The following is a 2,263-nucleotide window of genomic DNA, read 5'->3' as shown; positions in this document are numbered from 1 at the left end:
ATAGCCGATGGCAGAACTGTCCAATGGACAGAAGCCGATACGGCGATGGATGTTATTAGCTACGGGGCTGTTTCCTGTCCTTTAAACCTGCTGTCCAGCGCCGTTCCTAAAAGTCGAAGAGCCCTAGGCTGGAAACAGATTTCCGGCTTGGCACTCGTTTTGGCTCTGAGCCCTGCATGGGTGGGGCTGGCCCATATCGCCCACGATAAATGGACCGGATACACAGCGAACAAGGAAGCGAAGGCTAAGGCTGTCGCCTTCATGCCCGATCTATCTCAACAAAAAGATGCTCTCAACCAGGCAGAGCAACGCTTTGCCGCCCAACCTCCCTTAGGCAGCCATGCCAAAACTATCGCGGCACTGACAACGGTCATCGAGACCAGAGCGGGCACGACCCTTTCTGAAGTCACCGGCACAGGTGGCGAGGTGAGGGGCATATTACGACTTCGTGCGAGCGAAGATGCCGCTGTGATCCGTGACGCCTTGGTCCGCTACGGTTTGGATTTTCAAAACTGCGCCCCCACCAGCGAAGGCGGCCAGACCGTTTGTGCGTTCACGATCGGAGCCCTGCAATGATGTCCCTACAAAGCATTTGGGATTCTCGCACCCGGCGTGAGCAGGTGATGCTAGCTGGGTTGGGGCTGCTGGTTGCGGGAGTTGTGGCTTGGTACGGCATTATTCAACCGGTCCAGAACTGGCGCGATAGTGCAGCCTTTGAACGTCAGGCTGCCGAGGCGCGCCTGTTGCGCATGACACGCCAGATCGAATATGCGCGCGCCTATACAGGTTACCGCAATGTACGCAGCGCGCTGGAACAAGCCGCCAGACAAGCGGAAGTCCAGATCCAGATTTCCACTCAAGGGGCCGGACTGGCTTTTGATCTGGACCGTATCCCATCTCAAAGCGGACGGGCGTTCCTGATCAATATGGAGCGCGCCAGGCTGTCACCGAAACTCCTGCACATTCAGGCTTATGATGACGGAAGTTTGCGGATCAGCGGGCAGACAGACTAAAGCTGCTGCCCCATGCCGTGTCCGAACCTCTGCCGATAGCGTCGATTGCAGCAGTCATCGTCCCTTGCTTTTGCAGCAAGCCGTCCGCGATTTCGATCATACGGCGGTTGGGTGTGGCATAGGGGGCTTTGGCGCGTAAGTTCATAGCGATGTCGCGCTCACAGCTTGCCCCGTTGCGGGCAATGGCTGCGATATAGGCCGCTGCCGGAGAGCGGCTGACACCGGCCCAGCAATGGATCAGTAGAGGTCTGGACCCTTCCCAGCTATCCAGAAAATCCAGATAGGCACGTATATGGATTTCATCCGGCGCAATCAGTCCGTCTTGCAGATGATTGATATCATTGAACCGCAAAAACAGATGTTCGCTTTGGCCACTGGCTAAATCCAGATCCAGATCGGCCGCTGGTGAAATCAGGCTGACGACATGGCTGGGTTGCCTGATTGCCACCAAGGCGCGGACATCATGCAAGGGGCAAACTATGATCCGGTTCACAACCGGATGACCGCGCCAAGGGCCAGAAGAAAGCCGATCTCGAAGCTCTGTTCGACGGCTCCCAGCACATCGCCTGTGCGCCCCCCCAAATGCTTCCATGCCAGAAAAGCAGGAATGGCGGCGGCCAATAATCCCAGTCCGAGACCTGCGCCTGCCATCACGGGCGTTAGCAGTGCAAAGGGTGCAAGACCAATCAGTACGGCAATAATGACATTGTAAGGCGCTGTGCGATCGGGATTGCCTTCCTTAGCCATGCCCGGATTACCACCATAGGGCATCACCGCCATGGCCATAACCGCAGCAGAGCGTCCGAAACTCTGGGCGCAGATCATGGCAATAGCCGCCAGTGCGGGTGAAACCGAGATCAGGGCCGCAAGACAGGCTGCGCGTATCAGCAGGTTCAGAAACAGCACCGACGCACCATAGGTGCCCAGTCGGCTGTCCTTCATGATTTCCAGACGGCGTTCGCGGCTTGATCCGCCCCCTATGCCATCTGCCGTATCGGCCAGACCGTCTTCATGGAAACATCCGGTCAGGGCCATACTGGCCGCGATTGCCAGCAAGGCGGCAACCAATGGAGTGGCCAGTTGCGAAGCTCCCCACAGCACACCCGCTGACAGGGTACCAACCAGCATGCCGACCAGAGGATAATAGCGGGCGCTGGCCTGTATCCATGCGGGATCAAACTGTTTCAGTTGCGGCGTCGGTATCCGTGTCAGGAACTGCACCGCACAGATCATCAGGTTTAGTTCGCGGC

General features: G+C 57.5%; 4 protein-coding genes. 2 read left to right on the top strand and 2 right to left on the bottom strand.

Features of this window, described 5'->3' with window-relative positions; translation table 11 throughout:
- Both RSB01_RS14040 and gspM read left to right on the top strand, forming a co-directional pair.
- Positions 1 to 576 (top strand): hypothetical protein (locus tag RSB01_RS14040; protein WP_332625747.1); only part of this gene is annotated, 576 nt, incomplete at its 5' end.
- Positions 573 to 1,013, top strand: coding sequence for a type II secretion system protein GspM (gspM, locus tag RSB01_RS14035; RefSeq protein ID WP_332620539.1), 441 nt, complete (start codon positions 573 to 575; stop codon positions 1,011 to 1,013). The genes RSB01_RS14040 and gspM, both read left to right, overlap by 4 nt.
- On the opposite strand, the gene RSB01_RS14030 is transcribed toward gspM, so the two are convergent.
- Together RSB01_RS14030 and cobS are read right to left on the bottom strand one after the other, a co-directional pair.
- Positions 994 to 1,464, bottom strand: a complete 471-nt coding sequence (locus tag RSB01_RS14030; RefSeq protein ID WP_332625746.1) for a hypothetical protein — start codon at positions 1,462 to 1,464, stop codon at positions 994 to 996. The genes gspM and RSB01_RS14030 overlap by 20 nt on opposite strands.
- 38 nt (positions 1,465 to 1,502) lie before the next feature.
- Positions 1,503 to 2,263: adenosylcobinamide-GDP ribazoletransferase (cobS, locus tag RSB01_RS14025; protein WP_332625745.1), on the bottom strand; the 761-nt coding region annotated here is incomplete at its 5' end.

It is taken from the genome of Brevundimonas sp. (genome assembly GCF_036659295.1).
Lineage (GTDB): Bacteria > Pseudomonadota > Alphaproteobacteria > Caulobacterales > Caulobacteraceae > Brevundimonas.
Note: the sequence above shows the minus strand (reverse complement) of the source record. Positions and strands in the feature narration are given on the sequence as shown.

Excerpts from the sequence above, each read along its gene's own strand:
- gspM (WP_332620539.1), top strand. The coding sequence starts at position 573 with ATGATGTCCCTACAAAGCATTTGGGATTCTCGCACCCGGCGTGAGCAG.